This window comes from Arthrobacter sp. ok362, from assembly GCF_900102785.1.
In the GTDB taxonomy this organism is placed as follows: domain Bacteria; phylum Actinomycetota; class Actinomycetes; order Actinomycetales; family Micrococcaceae; genus Arthrobacter.
On the sequence record NZ_FNGC01000003.1, the window covers coordinates 367703 to 391784 of the forward strand.

Genomic DNA, 24082 nt, shown 5'->3' on the forward strand with positions numbered 1-24082 from the left:
AAGACAGCTCAGCTCAACGACGACTGGAGGAAGACCAATGGGTATCCGTACCGGACGGCAGTACCTGGACAAGCTCAACGCCATGACCCCGCACGTGGTGATCGACGGCGAGGTGGTCAGCGAGAAGATCGCCGAGCACCCCGCTTTCCGCAACGTGGCCCGCTCCTACGCCGGGCTCTTCGACATGCAGCACGACCCGAAGTACCAGGAGGCGCTCACCTACACCTCGCCCAGCACCGGGGACCTGGTCAACGCCTCCTTCCTTGTGCCCACGACCATGGAGGACCTCCAGCGGCGCCGGCGCGCCATCTCCACCTGGGCCGAGTCCTCCAACGGCTTCCTTGGCCGCTCCGGGGACTACATGAACTCCGCGCTCACGGCACTGAGCACGGCCGGGAAATGGTTCGCGCAGGCGGATCCGAAGTTCGGCGAGAACATCCGCAACTACTACGAGTGGGCCCGCGAAAACGACGTCCTCGCCACGCACACCCTCATCCCGCCGCAGGTTAACCGCTCGGTCTCCGGCTCGGAGCAGCTCGGTGGCCAGCTCTCAGCGCGGATCGTGGAGGAGCGCGAGGACGGGATCGTCATCCAGGGCGCCCGCATGCTCGCCACCATCGCCCCGATCGCTGACGAGCTCCTCGTGTTCCCGTCCACCGTCCTGCGGGGCACCCCGGAAGACGCGCCCTATTCCTATGCGTTCGCCATCCCCAACGATGCCCCGGGCCTGCGCTACCTGTGCCGTACCTCGCTGTACAACGGCGGCAGCACCCACGACGAGCCGCTGGCCTCCCGCTATGAGGAAATGGACGCCGTCGCGGTCTTTGACCATGTCTTCGTGCCCAGCGAGCGAATCTTCATGCTCGGCAACCCGCAACTGTGCAACAGCTTCTACACCGAAACCGGCGCCGGCGCGCTCATGACCCACCAGGTGGTCACCCGCACCATCGCGAAGAGCGAGTTCTTCCTCGGCCTGGCGTCGGAACTGGCCGAGTCGATCGGCATCGACGGGTTCCAGCATATCCAGGAGGACATCGCCGAGCTGATCATCGACGTCGAAATCGGCAAGGCGCTGGTCCGCGCCTCCGAGGCAGACGCCGGGCTCAACGACGCCGGCGTCATGCTGCCGAAGTGGTCCACGCTGAACGCCGCCCGCAACTGGTACCCGAAGATCGCCCAGCGCTTCCCGCAGATCATCCGGAAGTTCTCGGCGTCGGGCCTCATGGCCCTGCCGGGCGAGGCGGACGTCAACAGCGAGGCCCGGGCGGACATCGAGCTGTACCTGCAGGGCAAAACCTTGACCGGCCCCGAGCGCGTCCGGCTGTTCAAGCTGGCCTTCGACGCCTCGATTTCCGGGTTCGCCGGACGCCAGTCGCTCTACGAGTACTTCTTCTTCGGGGACCCGGTCCGCATGGCCGGCGCCCTGGTCAACACCTACGACCGCGGACCGGTCCGGGCCAGGGTCCGCGAGCTGCTCAACCGGCACGACTGATCCGCCGAAGACACTCCCCGGAATATGTGTGCCCTATCACATATTCCATAGTAGTATTTGGATACTAACTGACCGTTCGATCAGTAATTGGAGTGCTCCGCAACAACGGCGGCCAGCATTCAAGAGGCACCAGCTAGTCACTTCGCACCCACTTTGGGCAGTACCTCTGCCCCCAGCAACGGAGTTCCAATGACCGTAACTTCATCCGTAGATTCCGAGGCGGGTCCCAGCAGCAAACATGAGGAACGAAAGGTCCTCGCCGGGACGCTGGTCGGCACCACCATCGAGTGGTACGACTTCTTCATTTTTGCCCAGCTGACAGCAACGCTGCTGTCGCCGTTGTTCCTCGCCCCGCTGAACGCATCCAACCCGGGCCTGGCGCAGATCCTGTCCTTCGCCCTCATCGGCATCAGCTTCCTGTTCCGCCCGCTCGGCGCGATCATCGCCGGCCACCTGGGCGACCGCCTCGGTCGCAAGGCCATGCTGGTCTTCACGCTGGTCATGATGGGTGCCGCCACCGCGTTGATCGGCGTGCTGCCCACCTACGCGCAGATCGGCGTCTGGGCCCCGATCCTGCTCATCACCCTCCGCGTCATCCAGGGCTTCTCCGCCGGCGGTGAATGGGGCGGCGCTGCCCTGATGGCCGTCGAGCACGCACCCATGAGCAAGCGTGGCCTGTTCGGCGCCTACCCGCAGATCGGCGTTCCGGTCGGCATGATCCTCGCCACGGGCCTGCTGTACTTCCTCAACACGTCCATGTCCAAGGAAGACTTCGCGTCCTGGGGCTGGCGTGTGCCGTTCCTGCTCTCGATCGTGCTGATCGTCGTCGGCTACCTGATCCGCCGCGCCGTTTCCGAGAGCCCCGTCTTCAAGGAGATGGCTGCCCGCAAGGAAGAGAGCAAGGCGCCGCTGGGCGAGCTCATCCGCAAGCACAAGAAGGCAGTCCTCTACTCGACCATGATCTTCATCGGCAACAACGCTGCCGGCTACCTGTTGATCGCGTTCTTCATCTCCTACGCCACCAAGACCCTCAAGATGCCCACCCCGCAGATCCTGCTGGCCACCACGCTGGCTTCCTTCGGCTGGCTCATCTTCACGCTGGCCGGCGGCTGGCTCTCGGACAAGATCGGCCGCGTCAAGACCTTCCTGATCGGCTACGGAATTGTCTTTGCCTGGATGATCCCGATGTTCGCCCTCATCGACACCAAGGACATCGTGCTCTACGGCGTCGCGCTGTTCGTCCTGACCATCGGCCTGGGCCTGTCCTACGGCCCGATGTCCGCCATGTACGCCGAGATGTTCCCGGCGAACGTGCGCTACTCGGGCATCTCGATCGGCTACGCCTTCGGCGCCATCCTCGGCGGCGCGTTTGCGGCCACCATCGCGGAAACCCTGCTGCAGGGCACCCACTGGACCGGTTCGGTCGGCATCTACATCATGGTCCTCTGCGTCATCTCCGCCATCGGCGTCCTCCTGGCCGGGGAAACGAAGGGCCGCCCGCTCGGCGTCAGCAGCCACCACTAGGCTGGGCTTGCCGGTAGGCAAAGCAAGACACAAAAGAGGCACGGACCACGGTCCGTGCCTCTTTTGTGTCTTGTTGCGGCTTCCTCGGCTTAGACGCCCAGGAAGCTGATGGCACCCTGCTTGAAGGCCCGGCTGGTGATGGCGTTGGTGTGGTTGCGGCCCGGCAGCACCAGTTGCTCGACCATGCCGCCGGCCTTGGCGCCGAGGGCGGCGAGCTCCGGCATGGAGGCGGCACGGTCGTCCTTTTCCCCCGCCACGAGGAGCATCGGCATGTGCGGGACGGCTTCGGCGGGGTCGTACGGCTCGGTCTTGATCGCCTCAATCAGGGACAGCAGCGCGAAGATGTTGTTGCTGGGCAGCAGCATGGCCATCTTCAGCAGCCCCGCGGTTGATTCGTCCGCGATCGGGGTGCCGTCGGCCAGGTACCGCTGCGCGGCGATCAGGTCGAAGTCTGCCAGCGGGTCGGCGACGTTGGGGCCGCCCAGGACCAGCCGGTGCACCAGCTCGTGCTGGGTGGCGCCGAACTCCCAGGCGAGCCGGGATCCCAGCGAATAGCCGATCACGTCGAGCCCGCTGGAGGGGTCGCCGTCGCGCAGGGGACGCACGCCGGCGTCGAACACTATCTGCAGCAGGTCCGCGCGGATCCGGCTGGGGGAGTAGGAGTCCATGTCCTCGGGGGCGCCGCTGCGGCCGTGGCCGGGCAGGTCCACGGTGATGACGCGCCGGCCGGCCTCCAGGAGCGCGCCGAGCCAGCCGGTGTCCTCCCAGTTGAGCTTGGAGGAGGAGGAGAAGCCGTGCAGCAGCAGGACCGGACGGAGCCCGGCGTCGTTCTGGGGCTCATGCACCTGCACGTACAGCTGGGGGTCGGTGCCCTCCACGGTGTGGGAATGCAGTTCGCCGGTGTGTCTGCCGCTCATGCTCTCAGTCCTCATCAAGTACGGCGCTCAGGCGGACCCGGCGCTTTGGTGCCTCTTCCTTCGGGACCGTGCCCACGATGCCGGCGGTGTTGTCCGGCACCTCAAACACAATCAGGGGCTCGCCGACATTGATCTTGTCACCGGGCCCGCCGTAGGTACGCACTACCTTACCTGCCTGCGGGCTGGGCAATTCAACGGCCGACTTGGTGGTTTCGACCTCCACGAGCGGCTGGTTGCGCTCCACCTGCTCGCCCGGGGAAACCAGCCATTCCAGCACGGTGGCCTCGATCAGGCCCTCGCCGAGATCGGGGAGCGGGAAGGAAATTTCAGCCACGTTTGTACTCCAATACTCGCTGGATGCCGAAGAGGATCCGGTCAATGTTCGGGATGTATTCATCTTCGAGGTCGCCCGAGGGGTACGGGACGTCGAAGCCGGTGACGCGCTCCACCGGTGCTTTGAGGGTGTCGAAGCAGCTCTGCGTGATCAGCTGCGCCACCTCGGCGCCGAGGCCGGAGGTCAGCGGCGCTTCGTGGACGACGACGGCGCGGCGCGTCTTGCGCACGGAAGCGGCCAGCGCCTCGGCGTCGATGGGCTTGAGCCAGCGCAGGTCCAGGACCTCGATGTCGATCCCGTCCTCGGCGGCGAGCTCGGCCACCTGCAGGCAGCGGGAAACCATGGCGCCCCACGCGACGAGCGTCAGATGGCGGCCTTCGCGCATCACCTTGGCGCCGGTGGGGGAGCCGCCGCCTGCATCGTGCCTGGCGGTGTCCACCTCACCCTTTTGCCAGTACCGCGACTTCGGTTCCATGAAGATCACCGGGTCCGGCCGGGTGGCGGCGTACTTGAGCAGGTGGTAGGCCTCATGCGGGTTCGACGGCGAGACCACCTTCAGGCCCGGCACGTGGGCGAAGAGTGCCTCCAGGCTTTCGCCGTGGTGTTCGGGGGCGCGGATGCCGCCGAAGCTGGGCACGCGCAGGGTGATGGGCATCGGCATGGTGCCCCGGCTGCGGTAGTTCATCCGGGCGATCTGGCAGACGATCTGGTTGATCGCCGGGTAGGCGAAGCCGTCGAACTGGACCTCCGGAATGGGATGGAACCCGGCCATCGCCAGGCCCACGGACATGCCCAGGATGCCGGATTCCGCCAGCGGGGTGTCAAAGACGCGCTGCGCGCCGTGCTTGGCCTGCAGCCCGTCGGTGATGCGGAAGACGCCGCCGAGCCGGCCGCAGTCCTCGCCGAAGATGACGGCCTTGGGGTTGTCCGCGAGGACCTCATCGAGGGCGCGGTTAAGCGCCTGCTGCATCGACATCACGGTGGTTGATGCGGGGCTGTCTGCGGCCGTGTTGGTGACAGTGTCGTCGGCAGTGCTTTCGCCTGCGGCGTCTCTGCCCTCGAGAATCGAGTTAGACATGTTCGGACTCCTCGCGCCAGTTGGCGGCCTGGGCCTTCAGGGCCGGGGTGGTTTCCTGGAAGACCAGGTCAAACATTTCCGTTCCGGGACGGGAGCCGAGAGCCTGGATGCCGGTGCGGATCTGCTCCTCTTCGGCCTTGGCCGCGGCCAGCGCCTCGGCGAAGAACGCCTCGTCCGCGATTCCATCGGCCAGCAGCCGCTGCCGGAGCCGCTCGAGCGGGTCGGTGCCGGCGCCGTCGCGTTCCTCGTCCAGGGAGCGGTAGCGGCCGGGATCATCGGAGGTGGAGTGCGGGCCGCGGCGGTAGGTCATGGCCTCGATGAGCACCGGGCCGTTGCCGGAGCGGGCATGCGCGAAGGCGCGGCGGGTCGCATCGAGGACCGCGACGACGTCGTCGCCGTCGATCTTCACCGCCGGGATCCCGTAGCCCGCGGCGCGGGCCGCGACGGAGCCGCCGGCCACCTGCCGTTCGGTGGGGACCGAGATGGCCCAGCCGTTGTTCTGGACGAAGAACACCACCGGCGCCTTCATCACGGCGGCGAAGTTCATCGCCTCGTGCACGTCGCCCTGCGAGGAGGCGCCGTCGCCGAAGTAGGTCAGGGCGACGCCGTCTTGTCGATCGAGTGTCTGGCCGTGGGCCCAGCCGACGGCGTGCAGGACGGACCCGGCGACGACCGCCTGGATCGGGGCCAGCCGGGATTCCATCGGGTTGTACAGGCCGCCGTGCCACGTGGCCTTGTGGGTGGACATATAGGCCACCATGTCCACGCCCATGGTCCGGGCGACGCCCATCTCGCGGTACGTGGGGAAGACGAAGTCCCGGGTGGTGTCCACGGCGTAGCCGCTGCCCACCTGGGCTGCTTCCTGGCCGAGCTCGGGGGCGTAGCCGGGGATGATGCCCTGCCGTTGCCAGGCGATGGCCGAGGTGTCGAGGTGCCGGACGGCCACCATCAGTGAATAGAGCTCTCGGAGCTCGTCGGAGGTGGGCGGCCCGGCAGCGCCGCCGGAAGCTACGGGGAGAAGTGTGTCCATGCCTGTGACCCTAGTCACCGGCGGCGGGGTGGGCAATCAGCCTAGGCTGGGATGCCCAGACTGCACACTTCTTCCGCCCCTGCCGCCGGTGAGCTTGGCAATTTGTCTAGCGCCTGTGTTGTCGGCCAGGCGGCTAGTCGGCCTCTACGCTGGCGCGGCGGTTGCGGGTCACCCGGGCGCCGATCCAGCACGCCGCGGCGATGCCGGCCACCAGCGCCAGGGTGCTGAACAGCTGCTTGCTGCTGTCCGGGCTGCTGAAGCCGACGGCGAAGATCAGCGCCAGGAGCACGAGGCCGAAGACCGTCAGCCCGGGGAAGCCCTTCATCCGCAGCGGCAACGCGGTTCCGTCGCGGTCCGCCCGGCGGCGCAGGATCAGCTGGGACACCAGGGCCGAGCCCCACACCACAAGGCACGTGGAGCCGACCAGCTGGAAGAGGGCCGGCAGAATCTGGTCCGGGAAGAGCAGTTCCAGCACGGCGGCCAGGAAGCCGAAGGCGACGGAGACGCTGACGGCCATCACCGGGACCCGGGCCGGGCTGAGCTTCGAGAGGAACCGCGGGGCTTCGCCGCGCTCGGAGAGCGAGTACACCATGCGGGATGCGCCGTAGAGGTTGGCGTTGAGTGCGGACAGCAGCGCGACGACGGCGACCAGGGTGATCGCGGCGCCGGCGCCGGGGATGCGGGCGGCGTCGAGGACGCCCGCGAACGGGGACTTCAGGGCCGCCGAGGTTGAGGGCAGGACGGCGGCGATGACAAACACCGAGCCGATGTAGAACACGAGGATCCGCCACACCACGGTGCGGATTGCCTGGCCGACGCTGCGCTCCGGGTTCTCCGTCTCGGCCGCGGCGACGCTGACAATCTCGGTGCCACCGAAGGCGAAGATCACGACGAAGAGTGCGGTAGCGATGCCGCCCAGGCCCGCCGGGGCGAAGTCGGAGGTGAAGTTGCTCAGCCCCGGGGACGGGACGTCCGGCAGCCAGCCCAGCAGCAGGGCCGCGCCGATGGCCAGGAACAGCAGGATGGCGGTCACCTTGAGGATGGCGAACCAGAACTCGAACTCGCCAAAGTTCTTCACGCCGGCCAGGTTGACCGCCGTGAACAGGGCCATGAAGATCAGCGACAGGGCCCAGACGGGAATCACCGGCCAAACGGTGAACAGCAGTGCGGCTGCGCCCAGGGCTTCGGCCGCGATGACCACCACCAGCTGCAGCCACCAGAGCCAGCCGACGGTCGCGCCGGCGGTCTTGCCCATGGCTTTTTGGGCGTAGACGGAGAATGCGCCGCTGTTGGGGTTGGCTGCGGCCATCTCGCCAAGCGCCCACATCACCAGGATGATCAGGGTTCCGGCGACGAGGTAGGAGATCAGCACGGCCGGGCCCGCGGCCTGGATTCCGGCCCCTGAGCCGAGGAACAGGCCGGCGCCGATCGCGCTGCCCAGTCCCATCATGGTCAGCTGGCGTGGCTTCATGCTGTGCCCCAGGCTCGGGGTGGGGGCCGCGGTGGGTAGCGTCGCGGTGGACTTCATTGTCATGGCGAACCTTCGTGTGGTTTGGATCTGTGCGTCCTTATGGGACCTATTGAATTTACCGTCTTTGAGCCGCCCTTACGGATCGCCCGGGCGCCCCCGCCGTGAGAGCATGGTGGCAGTTTGCTAACTGAATCGGGATATGGGCGGCGGTTTGCCCCACCTGGGCCGCTGGGGAAGGAAGAATCCATGGACGTTGATCCGCTGGATGCAAAGATTGTCCGATTTTTCACGGATTCGCCCAGGGCCTCCGTCCTGGAAGCCTCCCGGGTGCTCAAGGTGGCCCGCGCCACCGTACAGTCGCGGCTGGACCGGATGCAGGACGCCGGCGTGATCGGCTCATGGGTGCCGCACCCCGATCCGGCGCACTTCGGCTTCCCGGTGGTGGCGTTCTGTTCCCTCACGATCAACCAGGACCTCGGGCACGACGCCGTCGTGGAGGCCCTGGCGCGGATCCCCGAACTGATTGAAATCCACACCGTCTCCGGGAGTTCGGATCTCATGGCCCGGATCGCCGCACGCTCCAATTCGGACCTCCAGCGCGTCCTCGATGCCATGATCGCCACCAGGACCATCCTGCGTTCCTCCTCCGTGATCGTCCTCAACACCCATTTCCAGGGGCGCACCCTGCCGTTGCTGGAAGCCGCGGCCGCCAGCAAGTGACAGGCCAGGCCGCTGAGCCGGCCCGGCAGCCCGGGGATGGTAGGCCGCGCCGTGGGCTAGACGACGCTCAGGTTTCGGGGCAGCCCGGTCCGGCCGGTGAGCAGGAGCAGCAGCTCACCGGCGGACGGCAGCCGGGAGCCGATGGCTCCGGCGAGTTCCAGGGAGGCCGCGACCGCCGGAGTCAGGGAGGCGGGCGGCGGGAGTCGCAGGGCGCGCGCCAGGTCCAGGGTGTGCACGGCCAGCTCGAAGGTCCGGGTCGGCAGGTAGTCGATGAGGGTCATTACCCCGGCAGGGGTGGCCACCAGGGCATCGTCCGGCGTGTTCCTGACGAGGTCCGTGACGCGTTGGACAAGCTCCCGCACGGCGGCGGCCGGGTCCTCGCCCAGGGCTTCCCCGGTTTCCTTGCCTCGCTGCGCGATCGCGTCCGGCGAGGTGGCGCCCCGGACGGCCAGGAAGTATTCCACCGGACCCGCCACCCGCTTCCCGGTGGCCGGGGTGGCGAGGTAGGTCTCCACGGTTGTCAGGGCGCGGCTCGTGTGGCCGGTCAGTGCCCGGACATCCCATTCACCCAGTGCCGGCCGCGACCACCCCTGGTGCGGTACCTGTCCGGCGAGCTCCAGGAATGCCTGGGCCGCTCCCGCGTAACGGGCCCTGACTGCTTCTGCGTCCATACCCTCCGGGTCCATATCTTCTCCGTCCATAGCCCCGATTAATACAGTTGCCGGCGCCCGCGGACAAGCCTGGACCGAACGCCCGGGGCCGCCTCCGGGGCCAAGCATGTGACCTGAAACATTTTGCGTCCGGACGGTGCGGCCGTATCATTAGTTCTAGTCAATATGACTATAACTAATCCGGCGGTCGGGCCGGATCCGTCCGGGCAGTCCATCGCTGGACCGGACCGGAACCCCAGAGGGCGGGTGGATCACCGTTTACACGACAGCAGCCAACGTCTCGGAGCGCCAGACCGCTCCGCCGTCGTTGGCCATTTCCACCGTGATCTTTGCGCTGCGCCCCAGCGAGAAGTCCGGACGGCCCACGCTGTGGATCCCGCTGGTGCGCCGGATCCGCGAACCGTTCAAGGGCCTCTGGGCCCTGCCCGGCGGCCCGCTCACGCACTCCGAATCCCTCCAGGACGCCGCCTCGCGGAACCTGCGCGAGACCACGGGGCTGGCCCCGAACTACCTCGAACAGCTCTACGCCTTTGGCGGGCTGCACCGCTCGCCCACCCAGCGCGTCGTTTCGATTGTGTACTGGGCGCTCGTCCAGCCCACGGAGGCCGCGCTCGCCGACGAATCGGAGAACGTGCGCTGGTTCCGCGCCGACCGGCTCGGCGAACTGGCTTTCGACCACAACGCGATCATCGACTACGCCCTGTGGCGGCTTCGCAACAAGATGGCCTACGGATCAATCGCCTACCACCTGCTGGGCGAGTACTTCACCCTCGCCCAGGTCCGGGAAGTCTACGAGGCCGTCCTGGACCGCGAACTCGATCCCGCCAACTTCCGCCGGCAGGTCAAAGCCACGCCGGAAATCGAAGAAACCGATCACTACCTGCAGGGCGGCAAGCACCGCCCGCCACGCCTCTACCGCTTTACCGGCCGCCCAGGCCTTGACCCAGACAACAGGAGCACACCATGAGCAGCGTCAACACGGCAATCCAGCTGATCACACGCGAGCAGGCCACCACCATGGCGGGGGGCGCGGCCGCCTCCACCTGCAGCCCCGCGCTGGCCCGCGGGCCCTGGGACTACGACCTCGCCGAGGCCCTCGCCGGCGTGCCCGCCTACGGACCGGGCGCCTCCTCCGCCGACGCCGCACCGGCCTCGACTCCCCGGCAGGGCCAGCTCCCGGAGGAGTACAAGCTCGCCAGTGACGCCGAACTCGACGCCCGGATCCGCGCGGCCAAAGCGGCGCTGGGGGACCGCGCCGTCGTGCTGGGGCACTTCTACCAGCGCGACGAAGTGATCGAATATGCCGACTTCGTGGGCGATTCCTTCCAGCTCGCCAATGCGGCCCTGACCCGGCCGGACGCGGAAGCCATCATCTTCTGCGGCGTGCATTTCATGGCCGAGACGGCGGACATCCTGTCCCGGCCGGACCAGGCCGTGATCCTGCCCAACCTCGCCGCGGGCTGCTCCATGGCGGACATGGCGGACATCGACTCCGTCACCGAGTGCTGGGAGCAGCTTGAGGAAGTCTTCGGCACGGAGCCCGACGCCGAGGGCCGGGTCCCGGTCATCCCGGTCACCTACATGAACTCCTCCGCAGCCCTGAAGGGCTTCTGCGGCCAGCGCGGCGGGATCGTCTGCACGTCCTCGAACGCCGCGACCGTGCTGGAGTGGGCGTTTGAGCGTGGCCAGCGGGTGCTGTTCTTCCCGGACCAGCACCTGGGCCGCAACACCGCCAAGGCCATGGGGGTGCCGCTGGAGCAGATGCCGATGTGGAACCCGCGCAAGGACCTCGGCGGCAACGACGAACAGCGCCTGCTCGATTCCCGGGTGATCCTCTGGCACGGCTTCTGCTCGGTCCACAAGCGCTTCAACGTGGGCCAGATCGAGAAGGCCCGCGCCGAGTTCCCCGGAGTGCAGGTGATCGTGCACCCGGAATGCCCCATGGAGGTAGTGGACGCCGCCGATTCCGCCGGGTCCACCGACTTCATCAAGAAAGCCATCGCCGCGGCCACGGAACCCACCACGTTTGCGATCGGCACCGAGATCAACATGGTGAACCGGCTCGCGGCGGAGTACCCGCAGCACACCATCTTCTGCCTGGACCCGGTGATCTGCCCCTGCTCCACCATGTACCGTATCCACCCCGGCTACCTTGCCTGGGTCCTGGAAGCGCTCGTCCGGGGCGAGGTGATCAACCGCATCACCGTGCAAGAGGACGTCGCCGCCCCGGCAAAGGTGGCGCTGGAACGCATGCTGGCGGCGCGGCCGTGACCAGGCGGCTCGTGATTGTCGGCAGCGGGGTTGCGGGGCTCTATGCCGCGCTGCTCGCGACCGACGCCGCCACCGGCAGCGGCCGTGACATCGAGGTGGTCCTCCTGAGCAAGGGGACGCTGGAGCAGAGCAACACCTTCTACGCCCAGGGCGGCATCTCCGCCGTGCTGGCCCCGGAGGATGCCGCCCCCGGGGACTCCGTGGCGGCGCACGTCGCGGACACGCTCGCCGCCGGTGCCGGGCTGAACGACGCCGAGGCAGTCCGCGTCCTGTGCACCGAGGCGGTCCGGGACATCGCCGGTCTGGGCCGCTACGGGGTGCATTTCGACGCAGGTCCCGACGGCGGACCGGCCCTGGGCCTGGAAGCGGCACACTCGGCACCGCGTATCCTGCACGCCGGCGGGGACGCGACGGGTGCCTGCATCGCCCGCGGGCTCGTCTCCGCCGTCCTGGAGCGCGCCGTTCTGGATCGTGCTGTCCACGGCCGGCTCCGGGTGGAGACCAGCGCGTTCGTCACCGACCTCCTGACCGAACCGGAAGCCCTGTCGGAAGCCCTGTCACAGCCCGGCAGCACGCCCCCGGTACCTGCCCGGGTTACCGGCGTGGCCTATCTGGCCGGCGGCCGGCCCCAGCAGCTGGCGGCCGACGCCGTCCTGCTCGCCACCGGCGGTGCCGGGCGGCTGTTTGCCCGCACCAGTAATCCCTCCGTCGCCACCGCCGACGGGCTGGCCCTGGCCTGGCGTGCCGGTGCCGCGGTGCGGGACCTCGAGTTCTTCCAGTTCCACCCCACCACCCTTGCCGCTGAGGAGGTCCAGGGCGGCCCGCCGGCCCTGCTCATCTCCGAAGCGGTCCGCGGCGAGGGGGCGGTGCTGCTGGACTCCGCGGGATACCGCTTCATGCCGGAGTACCACCCCGATGCCGAGCTGGCCCCCCGTGACGTCGTCTCCCGCAGCATCGCCCTGCACCTGGCCGCCACCGGGGCCGCGCCGGACAGCCCGGTCTACCTGGACGCCCGTGGCATCGAGGCAGGCCGGGGCGCGGGCTTCCTGGCCCGGCGGTTCCCGACCATCACGGCCGCCACCCGGGCCGCCGGCCATGACTGGACCACAGAGACGGTTCCCGTGTCCCCGGCCGCCCACTATTGGATGGGCGGCGTGTGCACCGACCTGCGGGGCCGCACGTCCGTTCCCGGCCTGTATGCCGCCGGCGAGGTCGCCCGCACGGGGGCGCAGGGGGCAAACCGGCTGGCGAGCAACTCGCTGCTGGAGGGCCTAGTGTTCGGCCGCCGTGCGGTCCAGGACTTCCTGCGCGCACCCGTGCCGGACACGGCCTGGCTCGCGCCGGCACGCGAGGACTTCCACCCCGGCAGCCATGTCCCGCCCGCGGGCGCTGTTACCCCAGAATCAGGCGCCACCGGTGCCGCGGAGGTTCCGTTCAGCCGCGCGGCGCTGGGGAGGCTCATGACAGCGGCTGCGGGAGTCACGCGCACGGGCGCCGACCTCGACGCCGCCGCGGCCCAGCTGGCGCAGTGGGCCGCCGACCTTGAGGGCGCCGACCTTGAAGCCGCCGACCTTGAGGCCGGAGTCAGCGCCGGGCACAGCGCCTGGCTCTGCCAGGCTGCCCAGGAGGACCGGAACCTGCTGCTGGCTGCGGAACTCCTCGTGGCGGCAGCCCGGCAGCGCACGCACTCCGTCGGGGCCCACTACCGGGCAGACACCGCCGGGGATGCCGCCACCGGAAATGCAGACACTGCGCGGCGGGCAGAGACCGCCCATCCAGCAGACAATGTCCACCCGGACCGCACGGCGCAACCTGCCGGGACTGCCGTGCAGCCCGGTCCCGCATCAATGACCCCCGGCGGCCGGCATCCGGCCGCCGCCCGCTCCATGCAAAGGATCTAGCCATGACAGCAACCGCTGCCCCGGAAACCGTGCCCTCCCGCGCCGCGGCGCTCGCCGGAAGCCTGCCCGAGGCCGCCGTCCTGGCCGTCCTCCGCACGGCGCTGCAGGAGGACGCCCCGTACGGGGACATCACCTCGCAGGTGCTCATCCCCGCGCAGGCGCGCGCGACCGCGGTGCTCAATGCCCGCGTTTCCGGCGTCCTCAGCGGCGGGGAGGTCTTCGCGGCGGCGATGAAGCTGACCGACCCGTGCGCCGTCGTCGAACTGCTGGTCACCGACGGCGAGGCCTTCGCCGCCGGAACCACCCTGGCCCGCGTGAGGGGGAATGCCCGCGCCGTGCTGCTGGCCGAACGCGTCGGACTGAACCTGGTCCAGCGGATGAGCGCCATCGCCACCAGGACCGCCGAGTTCGTGGCGCTGGTGGACGGCACGGGGGCGCGGATCACCGACACCCGCAAGACGACGCCGGGGCTGCGGGTGCTCGAACGCTATGCCGTGCGCTGCGGCGGCGGCGCCAACCACCGCTTCAGCCTGTCCGACGCCGTCCTGGCCAAGGACAACCACCTGGCGGTCCTCACCGGCGGCGATCCGGCGAAGCTGACCGCGGTGCTGCGCGGCGCCAAGGCCCAGCTTGGCCATACAACACACTTCGAGGTGGAAGTGGACACCATGGAGCAGATCGAGCCGGTACTTGCGGCCGGGGTGGACACCATCATGCTGGACAACTTCTCCTTGGCCGAGCTGGCGGCCGGCGTCGAGCTGGTGGGCGGCCGGGCACGTGTCGAAGCCAGCGGCAACGTCAATCTCGCCACCGTGGCGGACATCGCGGCCACGGGGGTGGACGTCATCTCGATCGGCGGCCTGACGCACAGCGTCACGGCCCTGGACCTCGGCCTGGACATTGAACTGGATGTCGAGCCCGGTGTCGAACCCGGTCCTGCCCCGGAACAGACGGCCGGCTGAGGCGCACCGTGATCTTCCTCGACGCCGCGGCCACCACCCCGGTCCGCCGCGAGGTGCTGGAGGCCATGTGGCCCTACCTCACGGGCGAGTTCGGCAACCCGTCAAGCCATCACTCCCTGGGTGAGGCGGCCGCCACGGCGCTCGCCGGCGCCCGCGCCGCAACCGCCCAGGCCCTGGGCTGCCGCCCCGGGGAGGTCGTCTTCACCTCCGGCGGCACGGAAGCGGACAACCTCGCCGTCAAGGGCATCGCCCTGGCCCGGCGCGCCGCCGACCCGCGCCTGGACCGGGTGGCGATCAGCGCCGTCGAACATCCCGCGGTGGAAGAATCCGCCAGGTACCTCGAACGGGTCCACGGCTTCGCCGTCGACGTGATTCCCGTGGACCGCTTCGGGCAGGTGACGGAAGAGGCCCTTGCTGCGGCGCTGCAGTCCGGGACGGCCCTGGTCAGCATCATGTACGCCAACAACGAGGTCGGCACGGTCCAGCCCATCGCCCGGCTCGCGGCGCTGGCCCGCGCCCACGGAGTCCCGTTCCACACCGATGCGGTCCAGGCCGCCGGCTGGCTGCCGCTGGACACCGGCGCACTGGGCGTTGACGCGCTGAGCATTTCCGGCCACAAGCTGGGCGCGCCCAAGGGCAGCGGCGCGTTGTTTGTGCGCGGACGGGTCCGGGTTGAACCGCTGGTCCACGGCGGCGGGCAGGAGCGCGGCCGCCGTTCGGGCACGGAAAACGTCGCCGGGGCCGTGGCGCTGGCGACGGCCCTGACACTGCCCCGCGAACCGGCCGGGCGCGTCGCTGCCCTCCGCGACGGGTTTATCGACGCCGTGCTGGCAGGGGTTCCCGGCGCGCTGCTCACAGGCCACCCCACCGAGCGGCTGCCCTCGGTGGCCTCCTTCTGCTTCCCGGGCACCAGCGGCGAGTCCGTGCTGCTGGAACTCGAACGCCAGGGAATCATCTGCTCCAGCGGTTCCGCCTGTGCCGCCGGCTCGGATGCGCCCTCGCCCGTGCTGCTGGCCATGGGCATCGAGCCCGAGGTCGCCCAGACGGCCGTGCGGTTCAGCTTCGACTCGACCGTCACGGCAGCGCAGTTGCAGGAGGCGGCGGCCGCGGTCCGCACCGCCGTCGGCAGCGTCCGCTCCCTCGGCACCCCCTCCACCGGTTGAACTATCACTAGATGTCCTTATCGGGCACCCATCAACTGATAGCTCAACCCGGGGTTCGGGCTCTGGGCGAAGCTAGCGGTGGCGGGCGCGGCGGAAGATCCAGTGCCGCAGCATCGTGAACCGCACGGCGGTGGCGGCGAAGCCGGAGAGGGTGGTGGTCCACAGCTCCTCGGCCACGGTGGCATCGGGGTTGACCCAGTGCAGGACGGCCAGGCTGCCGCCGGTGATCAGCAGCGCGACGAGGATCACGATCAGGCCGTTAATGTGGTCCCGCTTCATCCGGCGGCGTTCGGTGATCTTGAACGTCAGGCGCCGGTTGAGGGCGGTATTCATGAACGACGTCAGGACCAGGGCCGCCGCGTTGGCCGGCTGGGCCCCAAGCCAGGGCCGGGAAAGGGCGTACAAGGCAAGGGAGGTCAGGGTACAGACAATCCCGACGCCGGTGAACCGGATGAGCTGCCGGACCACTGGGTAGCGGAGGACGCCGCGGTGGCGGTGGGCGTTCTGCCCGCGGACGACGGCGGCAGCAGGAGCCTGCTGTTCGAGCTGGGACCCCATCCGGTCAGTACAGCTCGCCTACGGGGATGTCCACGGCCAGCCGGTTCGCCGGGCCCGCAAGGGGACATGCCCAGGCTTCGTTGTAGGCGCAGGAGGGGTTGTAGGCAAAATTGAAGTCCAGGACGAATTCGGCCTGGGGCCCGGAGCCGCGTACGCCGTGGAAAGCCCCCTTGATGGTGTCCAGGAGGTAGCGTCCCGCGCCGTAGCTGCCGCCAGGCTGGCCGGCGGTCGCGTCGCGGAACGGCACGAAGATACCGCCGCCGTAGCCCCTAAGCTTCCAGACCGCGAGCTGTCCCATCTCGGGAAGGTCGAAGGTGCCCAGCCGCACAAACCGGACCAGGCCGTCAGTCCCGGTTTCCACATTCATCTCCCGGCCGGCGCCCTCGAGGGTCAGCGGGACGTGGAAACGGTAGATCGGATCGTAGTCCGCCGTCTTCAGGCCGCCGAAGCTGGCCTTGGCTTCGGCCGTCAGCGCCGAGGCCGGGTGGGTGCCGAACATGCGGTCCCGCTCCTGGCGCCAGTAGGAATGGGCCTCCGCCGGGCTGTCGGCGGCAATCTTCCGCGTGGTGGCATAGAGCGCAAAGGTCCGCAGCCGCCAGTCCGCGATGTCGAGCGCCGACATGCCTGCCACGTCGCCCTGGTCCCCAAAGGGCGTTCCGTCAAAGTCATGTTCGGCCATGCCCCCAGCGTATCCGCTTTCGCGAGGCCGAAATTGTGCGCCGAAATTTGTGCCCCGGATTCCGGGCCGGACCCGCACGCCGAATAACCCGATCCGGCGAGCCATCCAGCCGTAGACTTTCGCCCATGCGCAACCCCCTGCAGAACGCGGCCGCCGGCACTACCCTCAAGAGCCCCGGGGACACACCGGGCAGCGCCGGTGACGCGCCGGGCAGTACAGGGCGGGCGGCAGCGTCGCTGGCGGAGCTCGTGACGTACCGGACTGTGTCCCGCCGGACCGTGTCTTTCCGAGCCGAGGGGTCCTCCCGGGCGGAGGCCGGCGTGGAGACAGATCAGTTCGAGGCCTTCATCGCGGCACTGCCCCGGCTGTACCCGGCCGTTCATGCTGGCCTGGAACTGGAGCGCGTCAACGGTCACGCCCTCCTGTACCGCTGGCCCGGCACCGCCCCAGCGGCCGGGCAGCGCGCGTCGGTGCTGATGGCGCACTACGACGTCGTCCCGGCGGCCGACCCAGGGGAGTGGACGCAGGCGCCGTTCTCCGGCCACAACGACGGCACCTTCCTGTGGGGCCGCGGAACCCTCGATGACAAAGGCCAGCTCGTGGCCATCCTGGAGGCGGCCGAGAGCCTGCTCCGATCGGGGTATGCGCCCGCGCATGATCTCTACTTCTCGTTCGGCAACAACGAGGAGACAGCCGGCCACAGTGCGGCGGCTGCCGCAGATCTGCTGGCCGGCCGCGGCGTGACGCCCTGGCTCGTCCTGGATGAGGGCGGTGCCGTCGCCGGCGGTGCCTTCCCGGGGGTGAGCCGGCCGGCCGCCGTCGTCGGCGTCGCTGAAAAGGGAATCCTGGATGTGGAGCTGCTGACCCGGGACCCGGGGGGACACGCCTCCACGCCGCCGCGGATGGGGGCGACGGCGCGGCTGGCCCGCGCCCTTACACGGATCGAACGCAGCCCGTTCCCGCAGTCGCTGCCGGAGGTAACCGCGGAGATGCTGCGCCGCTTCGGCCCGCACACGCCGCCGCCGCTGCGGGCCGTGTTCGCAAACGTGGGACTGCTCCGGGCGCCCATCACCTGGCTCTTTGGCCGGCTCGGCAACGAGACCAACGCGATGACCCGAACCACCGTCGCGATCACCACCCTCGAAGGCAGCTCCGCGGCGAACGTCCTCGCCGCCACGGCCAAGGCGAACGCCAACATCAGGGTGGCGGTGGGGGAGACCGTCGAGGGCACAGTGGCACAACTGCGGAAAATCATCCGCGACCCGAAAGTCGAACTGCGCGTCGTGGAGGGCAACGACCCGTCCCCAGTCTCCCCGTCCTCCGGGGCCCAGTGGGAACTGCTGGCGGACTGCATCGGGCAGGTCTTCCCCGAAGCGATCATCACCCCCTACATCATGATGGGCGGCACGGACTCGCGCCGCTTCACCGGGATCTGCGGCACCGTGTACCGCTTCGCGCCGTTCTTCATGGACGCCCGGGCCCGCGGCTCCATCCACGCCGTTGACGAGAAAATTTCACTCGAGACGCTGGACCAAGGGGTCCGCTTCTACGAAACACTGATGCGGGAACTCTGAGTCCTGCGGCGCCCCGGCTACGCTGGCACCATGACTGGGACGGCCCCTTCCAGAGGATCAAGCACCGCCGGAATCCGCAGCTCTGTGCTGCGCACCGCCGCGGCGCTCGCGGTCGCGGCGGCAGCCCTTACGGGCTGCAGCAGCAACGGCAAGGGGACCCCGGTCTGGACAGCGGGCAGCAGCGCGACGGAGAGTGCGACGGCGACTGCCACCTCCGCGCCGGCACCGTCGGCCAGCGCTTCCGCCACCCCGGGCTCGAGCGCGGCGGCCTGGAAAGTCTTTACCGATCCGGCAAAGACTGTCAGTTTTGAGGTGCCGCAGGACTGGATTGTCCAGTCCGTAACTCCCGACCCGGGGGCGCTGCCGGGGGCGCTGAAGATCATCGTCAAGGACGCCAAAGGCGGCTATCTGGCCACCTTGCAGACCGGTCTCCCCCCGCAGCCTGCGCCGGCCTGCGCGGGCGGCGCCGCACGGGACTACGTCGTGGTCAGCAGCGTGCCTGTTGACTTGCCGCACGCCGGCGGCGGGGGAACCATTGACCCGCACGTGGTGTTCCGGGTTATCCAGGGCTACAAGTACTTCGGCTCCTACGGCATCACCAACGTGGTGGGCGGCGCCGGCGGCAAGAGCTGCGCGTTGCAGAATGTGGTCCGTGGCCCGGGCGGCAAGGGGGACTATTCGTTTGGGGACCTGACGGTGCTCAAGACGTTGGCGCCGGACCGGAAAGTCGCCCCCGCAAAGGCGTTCGACACTCTCGACCAGGCGGCCAAGTACGTCAACGAGGGGTCCGAATTCGCCAACGTCCAGCGGATGCTAATGTCTCTGAAGATCAAAAACTAGTCCCGCCCGCCCGCACATCCCCGGGCCGTTGACGGCGACTTCCCCTGCACCCGCCTCACATCCCGGAGATACATGGAACGCGCCGTAGCCGCCCGCCTGGCCTTCAAGACCGTTGCCGAGACCAAGGTGGCTCTCGCCGTGGCCGTGGCCCGGAACGCCGGGTACGGCTCGGTCGAAGAGTCACTCACGGTCACCGCGGGAGGCGAGGACGTGCCGCTGACCGAACTCTCGGACCATCACGGCGGGCGTTTCCACTACATGGAATTCGCCGAACCCACCGAAGTGCTGGTTGAGTATTCCGCCACCGTCACGGGCTTCGCCCGGCCCGAGGAACCCGGGCTCATGGAACTGATCCGCTATGTCCGGCCCAGCCGCTACGCGGAGTCGGACCGGCTGCTGCCGACTGCCTATGCCGAATTCGGCGGGCTTCAGGGCGAAGAGCTGCTCCACGCCATCCGCAACTGGGTCTTCAGCGAACTGCGCTACGTCAGCGGATCCTCCCGAGGGACCGACGGCGCCGTCGAAACCCTGCTGCACCGCCGCGGCGTCTGCCGGGACTTTGCCCACCTCGCCATTGCCCTGCTGCGTTCGAAGAATGTCCCCGCCCGGCTGGCCGCCGTCTATGCCCCAGGCCTGACCCCGATGGACTTCCACGCCGTGGCCGAAGCGCACATCAACGGCGCCTGGCACGTCATCGATCCGACGGGACTGGCGCCGCGGGAGAGCATGCTGCGGATCACGGCCGGGCGCGATTCCTCGGACACCGCCTTCCTGTCCACCGTGGGCGGCAGCCTGTCTCTGACGGAACTCAGCGTCACCGCCGTCGTCGATGAGCTGCCGCTGGAGGACCCGGCGAAGCTCGTCGCCATCCAGTAGGCAGCGCCGGCCAGCCGGCGCAGGGCCTTAGCGCACCGTCTTAGCGCACCATCTCAGCGCACGGCGACTGAGGCGCGGAGCTTCTCGGTCAGCCGCAGCAGTTCCTGCTGTTCGGCGGCGGAGAGGGCCGGGCCCACGAGCGCGGCGATGTCGCGCACGTGTTCCCGGCCGATCTGCTTCTGCAGGTCCCGTCCGGCATCGGTGAGCCGGATGAGGATCCCGCGGCCGTCCTCGGGGGCCGGTGTCCGTTCGACGAGCCCGCGCTTTTCGAGCCGCTCCACCAGCCGGCTCAGGCTGGACTGGCTTAGCAGGACGTTGTCGTTGAGCTCGTTCTGGCGCAGCCACCCGGAAGGGCAGCGCGAGAGCGTGAACAGGACGTCGTACTCATTGAGGGCCAGGGCTTTGAACGCCGGCGCCGCCTGCAGCTTGCGCATCACCGCCACCTGGGCCCGGAACAGGGATTCCCAGGTTTCCGCGGCCAGGCGGACCGGCGATTCTGTGGTCTTGGCGGGCATCATGAGCCCTTGATGGTGGTCTCTGCCGCGGCGGCGTCGACGGTGCCCGCTGCCAGTGCGGCGGCCACCCGGCCGGCGTGCGTCGGCGGTTCCGGGACATGTGCGGGTTTGAGCGCGGCATATTCCTTGCGCAGCACCGGCAGCACTTCTTCACCGAACAGATCCAGCTGTTCCAGGACGGTCTTCAGCGGCAGGCCGGCGTGGTCGATCAGGAAAAGCTGGCGCTGGTAGTCGCCGAAGTACTCCCGGAACGTCAGGGTCTTTTCGATCACTTCCTGCGGGCTGCCGACCGTCAGCGGGGTCTGGGAGGTGAAGTCCTCCAGCGACGGGCCGTGGCCATAGACCGGGGCGTTGTCGAAGTAGGGGCGGAACTCCTTGACGGCGTCCTGGGAGTTCTTCCGCATGAAGAACTGGCCGCCCAGGCCCACAATGGCCTGGTCCGCCTTGCCGTGGCCGTAGTGCTCGTAGCGTTCGCGGTAGAGGCCGATCAGCTGCTGGTAGTGCTCCTTGGGCCAGAAGATGTTGTTGGCGAAGAAACCGTCACCGTAGTAGGCCGCCACTTCGGCGATCTGCGGCGTGCGGATCGAGCCGTGCCACACGAAGGGGGCGACGCCGTCGAGCGGGCGGGGGGTGGAGGTGAAGTTCTGCAGCGGGGTGCGGTGCTTGCCGGACCAGTTGACGGTGTCCTCGTCCCAGAGGCGGCGCAGCAGGGAGTAGTTCTCGATGGCGAGTTCGACTCCGTCCTGGATGTTCTTGCCGAACCAGGGGTAGACGGGCGCAGTGTTGCCCCGGCCCAGGACCAGGTCCACGCGTCCGTCCGCGAGGTGCTGGAGCATCGCGAAGTCCTCGGCGATCTTCACCGGGTCATTGGTGGTGATCAGCGTGGTGGCCGTGGAAAGAATGATGCGCTCGGTCTGGGCCGCGATGTACCCGAGCGTGGTGGTGGGGGAGGACGAGAAGAACGGCCGGTTATGGTGCTCGCCCAGGGCGTAGACATCCATGCCGATCTCTTCGACCTTCTTGGCGATCGCCACGGACGCCTTGATGCGCTCGTGCTCCGTCGGGGTGCGGCCCGTGGTGGGGTCCGTAGTGATGTCGCTGACGCTGAATACGCCGATCTGCATGATGTGCCTTTCCGTGGCCGGAGTGATCCGGGATATCTGCTTCTACTATAACCGATTTACATGCATTTGCATCTATCGCTGGGTATAACGCCCGCCGCGGACGAATATTCCCGCACCGTTCCGGCCGAGTTTCCCGCGTGCGGGGGAGCGCGGGCCTAGGATGCAATCAATCGGCCGGCCGTGAGGTGCCTGCCCGCCCGGAAGGCCCCTATGCGACGTGTCGTAGCTTTTCTGTGTCTGGTGGAGCTCACCAGTGGAATCCTGCAGGGCTATTACACGCCCATCCTCACCGATATCGCCCGGCACCTGGGGATCCACGACGCTGACGTCAACTGGTTCGAGGCCGCGCAGCTCATGGTCAGCGCCCTCGCCGTGCCAGTGCTGGCCAAGCTGGGGGACATGTACGGGCACCGGAAGATCCTGCTGGTTTCCACGCTGGTCACCGCCGCGGCCTCCTGGGGCGTCGCTCTCGCCCCGGACTTCTGGACTTTCCTGGCCGCGTGGTCGTTCCAGGGCTTCTACGTGGTCTGGCTGCCGCTGGAAATCGCCCTGATCTTCAGCCGCGTCCATCAGTTGCCCGACGGCGCCGCCCGCACCCGGCGCGCGGCCGGTGTTCTGGTCGGGGCACTGGAGGCCGGTGTCATCGCCGGGGCCCTCGCGGCGGGTGCGCTCGTGGAAATGTTCGCCGGGCAGCTTCAGCTCGTGCTGCTGGTTCCCGCGGTGGCCGTGTCCGCGTGCTGGTTCGTCATCAGGCTTGGCGTGCCGGAGTCCCGTGAGCGCAGCGGCGGACGCGTGGACACCCGGGGCTTCACGCTGCTCGCCGTCGGACTCCTGCTCATCACTTCGGGGCTGACCTTCATGCGCCTCAACGGAGCCGGCGCGTGGTGGCCGTGGGCTCTGGTGGGAGCCGGGATTCTGGTGTTTATTCCGTTCGCACGGTTCGAGCTGCGCGAGGCAGATCCGCTCGTGGACATTCGGATGCTGCGGGGCAAGTCCATGTGGCCGGTCCAGCTGACGGCCGGGCTCTTTGGCGTCTCGGTCCTGGGCGCACAGGCTCCGTTGTCCACCTTCGCCCGGACCGACCCCGCGCTGCACGGCTATGGCCTGGGCCTGCGTGCCGGCCAGGTTTCCATCATCATCGGCGTGTACGTGCTGGCGCTGCTCGTCGGCGCGCTGCTGTATCCGGCGGTGACCCGCCGGCTCACCCCGCGCTGGACGCTCGTGGGCGCCGCCGCGCTCGTGGGCCTGGGCTACCTGCTGTTCCTGCCCTTCCATGGGAGCCTCGCCGAGGCGCTGGCCAACATGGCGATCGCCGGCGTCGGCTCCGGTGCCCTCGTCGCGGCGCTGCCTTCGGCGGCCGCCGCGGCGGCGCCCCTCAACCGCACCGCGATGGCCACGGGCCTGACCAACACCACCAAGACCATCGGCGGGGCCTTCGCGTCCGCCGTGTTCGGCATCGCCCTGCTGAGCCACGTCCTGGCCGACGCCGGGGCCGGCGCGGGGGACACCGGGCAGACCGCGGCGCCGCTCACCGGATACCTCACGGTATGGACCATTTGCGGGGTTACCGGGCTTGTCGCCGCTGCCGCGCTGGTGCTGGTGCCCCGGCTGGCCTTCTCCGACCCCGCCACCGCCGTCCCACGCCTCCCGGCAGGCTCGCACTAGCCGGCCCCTTCCTCCGCGACTACTGACGAAGTATGTTCATACCGTGACGGGCACGCGATGGTACAGGCGGGGAAGGGCGGCGGCCGCGGCCGCATTGGTGGCGATCAGTCTCCTGCTTTCGGGATGTACCGCGTCGCGGTTGGAACCAGTGAGCACCGTGGACGCGCGCACCGTCCTGGCGGCGTTCAAGTCCAGGGACATGATGGGGCACATTCAGGCGCTGCAGCGCGTGGCCGATGCCAACGGCGGAAACCGCGCTTCGGGGACTTCCGGGTATGAGGAATCGGCCCGCTACGTCGAGGATCAGCTGCGCGCAGCCGGGTATGCACCGGTGCGGCAGACCTTCACGTTCAGGGGCGGCCGGAGAAATCCGCGGGTGGAGTCCTTCAACATCCTCGCCGACACCGGCGGCGATGCCGGGCATACCGTGGTGGTGGGCGCGCACCTGGACTCCGTGAAGGAGGGCCCGGGCATCAACGACAACGGCAGCGGGGTGGCGGCGGTCCTGGAGACCGCACGGTGGATGAAGGAGGCCGGGATCACCCCGGCCAACCGGGTAAGGTTCGCGTTCTGGGGCGGCGAGGAGGACGGCCTCTACGGGTCCCAGCACTACGTCGACGAACTCAGCCAGGCCGAGATCGGCCAGACCGCGGCGAACCTGAACGTGGACATGGCGGCCTCGCCCAACGGTGTGCGGTCCGTGCATGACGGGGACGG

Annotated in this window: 23 protein-coding genes; 13 read left to right on the forward strand and 10 right to left on the reverse strand. The window is 68.8% G+C overall.

What is annotated here, in order from left to right:
- Positions 1-37 precede the first annotated feature (37 nt).
- On the forward strand, positions 38-1492 hold the full coding sequence (gene hpaB, locus BLQ10_RS06190; RefSeq protein ID WP_091559604.1) for a 4-hydroxyphenylacetate 3-monooxygenase, oxygenase component: 1455 nt from the start codon (positions 38-40) through the stop codon (positions 1490-1492).
- A 189-nt stretch (positions 1493-1681) separates the two neighbouring features.
- Positions 1682-3016, forward strand: coding sequence for an MFS transporter (locus tag BLQ10_RS06195; RefSeq protein WP_091559607.1), 1335 nt, complete (start codon positions 1682-1684; stop codon positions 3014-3016).
- Between the two features lie 89 nt (positions 3017-3105).
- On the opposite strand, the gene BLQ10_RS06200 is transcribed toward BLQ10_RS06195, so the two are convergent.
- From BLQ10_RS06200 to BLQ10_RS06220, 5 genes are all read right to left on the reverse strand, one after another.
- Complete coding sequence (locus tag BLQ10_RS06200; RefSeq protein WP_091559610.1) at positions 3106-3933, reverse strand: alpha/beta fold hydrolase; 828 nt, start codon at positions 3931-3933, stop codon at positions 3106-3108.
- Positions 3934-3937: 4 nt separating this feature from the next.
- Positions 3938-4267 (reverse strand): biotin/lipoyl-containing protein, encoded by a 330-nt coding sequence (locus tag BLQ10_RS06205; protein ID WP_091559612.1) that lies wholly within the window; start codon positions 4265-4267, stop codon positions 3938-3940.
- Entirely contained in the window at positions 4260-5243 is a 984-nt protein-coding gene (locus BLQ10_RS06210; RefSeq protein WP_254785429.1) for an alpha-ketoacid dehydrogenase subunit beta, read from the reverse strand. The genes BLQ10_RS06205 and BLQ10_RS06210 overlap by 8 nt, the downstream gene beginning before the upstream one ends.
- 94 nt (positions 5244-5337) lie before the next feature.
- Positions 5338-6375, reverse strand: a complete 1038-nt coding sequence (locus BLQ10_RS06215) for a thiamine pyrophosphate-dependent enzyme (RefSeq protein ID WP_091559616.1) — start codon at positions 6373-6375, stop codon at positions 5338-5340.
- A 133-nt stretch (positions 6376-6508) separates the two neighbouring features.
- Positions 6509-7909 (reverse strand): amino acid permease, encoded by a 1401-nt coding sequence (locus tag BLQ10_RS06220; RefSeq protein WP_091559619.1) that lies wholly within the window; start codon positions 7907-7909, stop codon positions 6509-6511.
- 183 nt (positions 7910-8092) lie between these two features.
- Between BLQ10_RS06220 and BLQ10_RS06225 the strand changes: the two genes are divergently transcribed.
- A complete protein-coding gene (locus tag BLQ10_RS06225; RefSeq protein ID WP_091559622.1) occupies positions 8093-8566 on the forward strand; it encodes an Lrp/AsnC family transcriptional regulator in 474 nt (157 codons plus the stop codon).
- A 56-nt stretch (positions 8567-8622) separates the two neighbouring features.
- On the opposite strand, the gene BLQ10_RS06230 is transcribed toward BLQ10_RS06225, so the two are convergent.
- Positions 8623-9237, reverse strand: a complete 615-nt coding sequence (locus BLQ10_RS06230) for a maleylpyruvate isomerase N-terminal domain-containing protein (protein WP_091559734.1) — start codon at positions 9235-9237, stop codon at positions 8623-8625.
- Between the two features lie 250 nt (positions 9238-9487).
- Between BLQ10_RS06230 and BLQ10_RS06235 the strand changes: the two genes are divergently transcribed.
- From BLQ10_RS06235 to BLQ10_RS06255, 5 genes are read left to right on the forward strand one after another with little or no spacing between them, the layout of a single operon-like run.
- Complete coding sequence (locus BLQ10_RS06235; protein WP_090581494.1) at positions 9488-10204, forward strand: NUDIX hydrolase; 717 nt, start codon at positions 9488-9490, stop codon at positions 10202-10204.
- A complete protein-coding gene (gene nadA / locus BLQ10_RS06240) occupies positions 10201-11508 on the forward strand; it encodes a quinolinate synthase NadA (protein WP_091559625.1) in 1308 nt (435 codons plus the stop codon). Before BLQ10_RS06235 ends, nadA begins: the two co-directional genes overlap by 4 nt.
- Positions 11505-13409: an L-aspartate oxidase gene (gene nadB / locus BLQ10_RS06245; RefSeq protein WP_254785415.1), complete on the forward strand. Its 1905-nt coding sequence runs from the start codon at positions 11505-11507 to the stop codon at positions 13407-13409. Before nadA ends, nadB begins: the two co-directional genes overlap by 4 nt.
- Before the next feature lie 2 nt (positions 13410-13411).
- On the forward strand, positions 13412-14371 hold the full coding sequence (gene nadC / locus BLQ10_RS06250; RefSeq protein ID WP_091559628.1) for a carboxylating nicotinate-nucleotide diphosphorylase: 960 nt from the start codon (positions 13412-13414) through the stop codon (positions 14369-14371).
- Positions 14372-14379: 8 nt separating this feature from the next.
- Positions 14380-15534: a cysteine desulfurase family protein gene (locus BLQ10_RS06255; protein ID WP_091559631.1), complete on the forward strand. Its 1155-nt coding sequence runs from the start codon at positions 14380-14382 to the stop codon at positions 15532-15534.
- Between the two features lie 72 nt (positions 15535-15606).
- On the opposite strand, the gene BLQ10_RS06260 is transcribed toward BLQ10_RS06255, so the two are convergent.
- Both BLQ10_RS06260 and BLQ10_RS06265 read right to left on the reverse strand, forming a co-directional pair.
- Entirely contained in the window at positions 15607-16092 is a 486-nt protein-coding gene (locus BLQ10_RS06260) for a GtrA family protein (RefSeq protein ID WP_091559633.1), read from the reverse strand.
- Between the two features lie 4 nt (positions 16093-16096).
- A complete protein-coding gene (locus BLQ10_RS06265; RefSeq protein WP_091559636.1) occupies positions 16097-16771 on the reverse strand; it encodes a DUF1684 domain-containing protein in 675 nt (224 codons plus the stop codon).
- Positions 16772-16896: 125 nt separating this feature from the next.
- Here BLQ10_RS06265 and BLQ10_RS06270 point away from each other — a divergent pair, with 125 nt between their 5' ends.
- The 3 genes from BLQ10_RS06270 (at position 16897) to BLQ10_RS06280 (ending at position 20061) form a co-directional block, all read left to right on the forward strand.
- Positions 16897-18345 (forward strand): M20/M25/M40 family metallo-hydrolase, encoded by a 1449-nt coding sequence (locus tag BLQ10_RS06270; protein WP_091559639.1) that lies wholly within the window; start codon positions 16897-16899, stop codon positions 18343-18345.
- 30 nt (positions 18346-18375) lie between these two features.
- A complete protein-coding gene (locus BLQ10_RS06275; RefSeq protein WP_091559641.1) occupies positions 18376-19185 on the forward strand; it encodes a hypothetical protein in 810 nt (269 codons plus the stop codon).
- A gap of 72 nt (positions 19186-19257) precedes the next feature.
- On the forward strand, positions 19258-20061 hold the full coding sequence (locus BLQ10_RS06280; RefSeq protein ID WP_091559644.1) for a transglutaminase-like domain-containing protein: 804 nt from the start codon (positions 19258-19260) through the stop codon (positions 20059-20061).
- 53 nt (positions 20062-20114) lie between these two features.
- Here the strand turns inward: BLQ10_RS06280 and BLQ10_RS06285 are convergent, their stop codons facing one another.
- Complete coding sequence (locus tag BLQ10_RS06285; RefSeq protein ID WP_091559737.1) at positions 20115-20576, reverse strand: MarR family winged helix-turn-helix transcriptional regulator; 462 nt, start codon at positions 20574-20576, stop codon at positions 20115-20117.
- On the reverse strand, positions 20576-21700 hold the full coding sequence (locus BLQ10_RS06290) for an LLM class flavin-dependent oxidoreductase (protein WP_091559646.1): 1125 nt from the start codon (positions 21698-21700) through the stop codon (positions 20576-20578). The genes BLQ10_RS06285 and BLQ10_RS06290 overlap by 1 nt, the downstream gene beginning before the upstream one ends.
- Before the next feature lie 240 nt (positions 21701-21940).
- Between BLQ10_RS06290 and BLQ10_RS06295 the strand changes: the two genes are divergently transcribed.
- Complete coding sequence (locus BLQ10_RS06295; RefSeq protein ID WP_368086497.1) at positions 21941-23365, forward strand: MFS transporter; 1425 nt, start codon at positions 21941-21943, stop codon at positions 23363-23365.
- A gap of 148 nt (positions 23366-23513) precedes the next feature.
- On the forward strand, positions 23514-24082 hold a 569-nt coding region (locus BLQ10_RS06300; protein WP_254785416.1), incomplete at its 3' end, for a M20/M25/M40 family metallo-hydrolase.

What these genes read in the sequence shown, in the direction of transcription:
- hpaB (WP_091559604.1), top strand. Translation starts at nt 38, where the DNA reads ATGGGTATCCGTACCGGACGGCAGTACCTGGACAAGCTCAACGCCATG.
- BLQ10_RS06195 (WP_091559607.1), top strand. Translation starts at nt 1,682, where the DNA reads ATGACCGTAACTTCATCCGTAGATTCCGAGGCGGGTCCCAGCAGCAAA.
- BLQ10_RS06200 (WP_091559610.1), bottom strand. Translation starts at nt 3,933, where the DNA reads ATGAGCGGCAGACACACCGGCGAACTGCATTCCCACACCGTGGAGGGC.
- BLQ10_RS06210 (WP_254785429.1), bottom strand. Translation starts at nt 5,243, where the DNA reads ATGTCGATGCAGCAGGCGCTTAACCGCGCCCTCGATGAGGTCCTCGCG.
- BLQ10_RS06215 (WP_091559616.1), bottom strand. Translation starts at nt 6,375, where the DNA reads ATGGACACACTTCTCCCCGTAGCTTCCGGCGGCGCTGCCGGGCCGCCC.
- BLQ10_RS06220 (WP_091559619.1), bottom strand. Translation starts at nt 7,909, where the DNA reads ATGACAATGAAGTCCACCGCGACGCTACCCACCGCGGCCCCCACCCCG.
- BLQ10_RS06225 (WP_091559622.1), top strand. Translation starts at nt 8,093, where the DNA reads ATGGACGTTGATCCGCTGGATGCAAAGATTGTCCGATTTTTCACGGAT.
- BLQ10_RS06230 (WP_091559734.1), bottom strand. Translation starts at nt 9,237, where the DNA reads ATGGACGCAGAAGCAGTCAGGGCCCGTTACGCGGGAGCGGCCCAGGCA.
- nadA (WP_091559625.1), top strand. Translation starts at nt 10,201, where the DNA reads ATGAGCAGCGTCAACACGGCAATCCAGCTGATCACACGCGAGCAGGCC.
- nadC (WP_091559628.1), top strand. Translation starts at nt 13,412, where the DNA reads ATGACAGCAACCGCTGCCCCGGAAACCGTGCCCTCCCGCGCCGCGGCG.
- BLQ10_RS06260 (WP_091559633.1), bottom strand. Translation starts at nt 16,092, where the DNA reads ATGGGGTCCCAGCTCGAACAGCAGGCTCCTGCTGCCGCCGTCGTCCGC.
- BLQ10_RS06265 (WP_091559636.1), bottom strand. Translation starts at nt 16,771, where the DNA reads ATGGCCGAACATGACTTTGACGGAACGCCCTTTGGGGACCAGGGCGAC.
- BLQ10_RS06270 (WP_091559639.1), top strand. Translation starts at nt 16,897, where the DNA reads ATGCGCAACCCCCTGCAGAACGCGGCCGCCGGCACTACCCTCAAGAGC.
- BLQ10_RS06275 (WP_091559641.1), top strand. Translation starts at nt 18,376, where the DNA reads ATGACTGGGACGGCCCCTTCCAGAGGATCAAGCACCGCCGGAATCCGC.
- BLQ10_RS06280 (WP_091559644.1), top strand. Translation starts at nt 19,258, where the DNA reads ATGGAACGCGCCGTAGCCGCCCGCCTGGCCTTCAAGACCGTTGCCGAG.
- BLQ10_RS06285 (WP_091559737.1), bottom strand. Translation starts at nt 20,576, where the DNA reads ATGCCCGCCAAGACCACAGAATCGCCGGTCCGCCTGGCCGCGGAAACC.
- BLQ10_RS06290 (WP_091559646.1), bottom strand. Translation starts at nt 21,700, where the DNA reads ATGCAGATCGGCGTATTCAGCGTCAGCGACATCACTACGGACCCCACC.